General features: G+C 64.6%; 1 protein-coding gene. It reads left to right on the top strand.

What is annotated here, in order from left to right; all coding sequences use genetic code 11:
* Nucleotides 1-273: 273 nt before the first annotated feature.
* Nucleotides 274-2,722, top strand: a 2,449-nt coding sequence (locus JOY90_RS10895; protein ID WP_291691143.1) for a patatin-like protein, incomplete at its 3' end; no start/stop codon positions are given.

Here is a 2,722-nt window from a genome sequence, read left to right as displayed (position 1 = left end):
GGCAGCGGCTTCCAGACCGAAGCTATTTTGAATTATCAACTTACCGACTACTTTTATCTCGGGCTCGGCGGCCGGTGGTGGCATCTTAACACCAATTCGATCGACAGCTTCGGCCAGCTGCTGACCTACACGACCGACCGCTACGGCGGCTTCCTGCAAGCCGGCCTGCAGTGGTAAGCTTTCGGCTCCCGCCCCCGCTGGCGGAGGAGGGGACGCTGTAGCGCCGTCTTTCGGAATGGCGACGGCGCATCATTCCGCGGCGCGAGGCGGCCGTTGAAGGAGAAAGAGCTCAGGATCGCGCTGGTGTGCTTCGGCGGCGTCTCGCTCGCCGTCTACATGCACGGGATCAGCAAGGAAATCCTGAAGCTGGTCCGCGCCTCGAGCGCGCTGCATTCGATTGCCGATCGTGACGCGCGCGCGAGCGCATCCTTCTTCGACCGCGCCGACCGCGCCGACCCCGAATACGACACCGACGAGATCTATTTCGACCTGCTGCACGACATCGGCAGAACCCTCGAGCTGCGCATCGTCGTCGACATCGTCGCCGGAGCCTCGGCCGGCGGCATCAACGGCACCATGCTGGCGCGCGCGCTCGCCCACGATCTGCCGATCGGAGCGCTGCGCGACCTGTGGCTCGACAATGCCGACATCAGCGGCCTGCTTGCCCCGCGGGCGCGGGCGCGGGCCGGCAGCAAGCTCGTGCTCAAGCCCGTGGTCTGGCTGTTGGGGGCGACGGGCCTGTGGGAATCGATCCGGGACCGGGAGGTGCGGCGCAATCTTTCGCTGTTCGTACGCTCGCGATGGTTCAAGCCGCCGCTGAGCGGCGATCGCATGGCCGAGCTCATGTACGATGCCGCAGCCTCCATGGGACAGCCGAAGCATCCGCGGGCATCGCTGCTGCCCTCGGGCCAAAGGCTCGACCTGTTCGTCACGGTGACCGATCATTACGGGCATCGGCAGCTCGTTCAGATCCACGATCCGCCGATCATTCAAGAGCGCGAGCACCGGCACGTGCTGCGGTTTCGTTATCAGCGGCGGCCGAACGGCGAGGTGATCAGCGATTTCGTCTTCGAGAACGCGGCCGCGTTGGCGTTCGCGGCGCGCGCCACATCGTCCTTCCCCGGCGCCTTCCCGCCGGCGCAGATCAGCGAGATGGACGCCGTGCTCGCGCGCAAATCCGTCCCCTGGCCCAAGCGGGACGATTTCATCGCGCGCAATTTCGATGCCTATACGCGGCTCAACATCGACCCGACCTCGGCCTGCTTCCTCGACGGCAGCGTGCTCAACAATCGCCCGTTTCGCGAGGCGATCTCGGCGATCCGCGGGCGGCCGGCCTATCGGCAGGTCGATCGGCGGCTCATTTATATCGACCCCGATCCGGTCATGCCGGGTACACAGCCGCGCTCCGAGCTTCCCGGCTTCTTCTCGACCTTGAAGGCGGCATTGTCGGATCTGCCGAGCGCCGAGCCGGTGCGCGACGAGCTCGATTGGGTCAACAATTTCAACGACCGCATCACGCGTCTGCGCGAGATCATCGACGAGGCCCGGCCGCACGTCAGCCGCTTGGTCGCCGACATCGGCCCGGCCTCGTTTGATCAGCCGATCACGCCCGAGCAGGTCCGCGCCTGGCGCGAACGGGTCAATGTTCAGGTCGCAGCCGACGCCGGATTCGCTTACGAAGCCTATGTCCGGCTCAAGCTGGCCTCCGTCCGCTCCTTTGTCGCCGGCCTGATCGCGGCGCTGCGCCGTGTTCCCGCCCATTCGCCGTTCGCCCGCGCCATCACGGTGATCATCGACGCGTGGGCGATCGCAACCGATACGATCTATCGGCAGGACGGGCAGCAAGCCGTGCACCTCGAAGCGGCGGCGTCAGCGCAGCAGGCCCCGCGTTGGGTGAAGTTCCTGCTCGCGTTCGATGTGGATTATCGCAAACGGCGCCTGCACTTCATGATCGAGGGACAGAACCGCTTGTATCAGGCGATTGATCGCGCGCATTTTCAGGATTTCGACCGCGCGACCGTCGACCGCTTGAAGCGCGACTTCTACGACTGCCTTGACATCCTCAACCGCCGCGAAGACATCACGGCCTTCAAGCCCGCGACCCGCGATCTGGTCGAGACCTTGTTCGCGACCGCGCCCGATATCAGCGAAGCCGAGGACCTCGAGTCCTATGCCCGCCAATTCGTCGCGCGTCACCGCGAGCGCATCGACCTCCTGGTGGATCAACTGGCAACGCAGATCGATCTCAATGCCAGCACCGACGACGTCGACAAGTTGTTGGTCTCAACCGATCCGAAGCAATGGCATCCGAATGCCCGGCGGGAGGTTCTCGTCAATTATCTGGGATTTCCGTTCTGGGATGTCTTGACGTTCCCGTTCATGCGTTGGCGCGAGGTCGGCGAGTTCAACAAGATCCTGGTCGACCGCATCAGTCCGCAGGACGCCTTGGCGCTCAAGGAATTCGGCGCCGGCGGGCGTCTCAAGGGCGTCGGCTTCGGGCATTTCGCCGCGTTCTTCTCGCGCGCCTATCGCGAGCACGACTATCTCCTCGGCCGCATTCACGCTCTCGACCGGCTCATCGACATCGTCTGCAACTCGGCACGGCTCGATATGGACTGTGAACGCGATGCCATCATGGCGCTGAAGCAGCGCGGCTTCACGCGGATTCTCGATGCCGAGGAGCCGCATCTGCCGAACAGCTCAGCCCTGATCGCCGCGCTGC

The sequence above is a fragment of the Bradyrhizobium sp. genome, from assembly GCF_019242285.1.
GTDB lineage: Bacteria > Pseudomonadota > Alphaproteobacteria > Rhizobiales > Xanthobacteraceae > Bradyrhizobium.
This window is presented reverse-complemented; position numbering and strand designations above follow the sequence as displayed.